At 46.1% G+C, this 1,602-nt stretch carries 1 protein-coding gene; it reads left to right on the forward strand.

The genetic code is table 11. From position 1 onward, the window contains the following. Positions 1-161 precede the first annotated feature (161 nt). Entirely contained in the window at positions 162-1,514 is a 1,353-nt protein-coding gene (locus J7I83_RS17640; protein WP_215102933.1) for a transposase, read from the forward strand. Positions 1,515-1,602 lie beyond the last annotated feature (88 nt).

The following is a 1,602-nucleotide window of genomic DNA, read 5'->3' on the forward strand; positions in this document are numbered from 1 at the left end:
TTTTTTTTCTTTATTATTTGTAATTTACAGATAATGAATCAATTTCATAACTCTGAGCCCTTGCGGCTCTAAGCGTAAAATGGCAAGAAAATAGAACACCTCCCCAAATTCTGTATAATGAGAGTTACGACACACACATTAACAGACTGGAGAGATGCTCTATGCCTATTATACGACAAGAAAGCCTGTTTGACATGCAAGTTTTGTATGACTTGGAACCTACCCACCGGTTCAACTCGATTTTATCGGGGATTGATATCCATCCAATTTTAGCTGTGGTGACGAAAAAATCGCGTTTCGGGCCACCCCAAACGCTGAACTATGCGGCGATGACGTATGCGTTGATCATCCGGATCACGGAGCGAATTCCGTTTATCAAAGACCTGATCAAGCGGTTGGAAGGCGACTTGCGGTTCAAAGTGGACTGCGGTTTTTTGGTATCGGATGAGATTCCATCGGAAGCTTCTTATTCCCGCATGATTACGTTGGTCAGTGAATCGGACGCCCTAGAAATTGTGCAAGAACGCACGCTGCTACTCGCCATGTCCGAAGGCTTTGTGTCGGATGAAACGGTCGCCATTGATGCCACACACGTCGAAGCCCGCGACCGTGCGCCTCAGAAGAAAGAGTCTGAAGCGGAAAGAAAACCGAACAAGCGCGGCCGCAAAAAGAAAGAAGAACGGGAACAGTGGCTGCTGGAAAAGGCGGAAGCAGAAGCCAATCTTCCTGTTTATGAAAAAAAGATTGCCGATCAGCTGGAAGTTCCGCTTTTGGAACTTCGCACTTCTATCCCGACTCACCCCGAATGGGGGGTGAAGAAGAATAGTGAGGGAAAGAACGTCTTCTGGTTCGGCTTCAAATGCCATCTCGCGGTGGGAACAGACAGCCAATATATCCTGCAATCCCTCTTTTCTTCCGGCAGTCTGAATGACGGAAAAGCGGCAATTCCGTTGCTTAAAGGCGTCCACGAACGACTGGCGTCATTGAAAATCGGTTATGCCACGATGGATGCCGGCTATGATTACGCAGCCGTTTATGAACAGGTCTATCGCATCGGTGCGCATTCGATTATTGCCTACAATAAGAAGAACGAACCGGAACCGATTGGATTTGATGCCCATTTTGCGCCAACCTGCGTACGAGAACACAGTTATCGGTACGACAGTTTCGATAAAAAGCACGAAACCCTAAAGTATACCCGTCCCAGCCAATGTGCGGATTGTCCGCTAGCCCATGACAGTTTGTGCCAGAAAGTCTACAAGGTAAAGATCACGAAAGATCTCCGAAAATACACAGCGCCGGCAAGAGGTTCGCTGAAATGGAAACAACTCTACAAGGCACGAAGTGCCGTTGAACGGGTCAATGCCTACTTGAAAGGCTATTTCCTTTTGAATCAGATTTACCATCGCACCGGAAAGAAAGCCAAATTGCATGTTGATTTGGTTCAACTAGCGTACAACGCATCCAAACTCGCCATCGATCGGTTAAAAGCTCTTCAAGTACTCGCAGCGTAATTCATCATTTCATTGGTTTTTTTAAGGAATCATCGATTTTCGGCTCTTCTATGATTTTTTAAAAGTGCGCATTATGAAATTGATTCAA

It is taken from the genome of Planococcus sp. ISL-110 (assembly GCF_018613575.1).
Lineage (GTDB): Bacteria > Bacillota > Bacilli > Bacillales_A > Planococcaceae > Planococcus.

Coding starts and splice junctions, on each gene's coding strand:
- J7I83_RS17640 (WP_215102933.1), top strand. CDS start 162: ATGCCTATTATACGACAAGAAAGCCTGTTTGACATGCAAGTTTTGTAT.